The organism is Alteromonas sp. ABH4_456 (genome assembly GCF_056160645.1).
The window spans coordinates 1-244 of sequence record NZ_JBSWXO010000062.1; the positions used below are offsets into that span (position 1 = coordinate 1).

General features: G+C 58.2%; 1 protein-coding gene. It reads left to right on the forward strand.

Going from position 1 to position 244, the window contains the following annotated elements:
• Positions 1-244 (forward strand): Ig-like domain-containing protein (locus ACXAG2_RS20945; RefSeq protein WP_474870275.1); only part of this gene is annotated, 244 nt, incomplete at both ends.

Genomic DNA, 244 nt, shown 5'->3' on the forward strand with positions numbered 1-244 from the left:
GATGCGAATGGTGATGCACAAACAGTAACAGCCACTGTGCAACCTGACGGCACATTCAGTGCCGATGTACCAGCGGAAATGGCAGAAGGTAACTTCACGGTTGATGCTGCTGCCACGGATGCGGCCGGTAACACCGGCACGGCTTCAACGTCCGGTACGGTGGATACCACTGCACCGATGGTCACACTGGATGCGCAGGGCACCGGTAACGACACCACCCCGACCATCTCAGGTACCACCGATC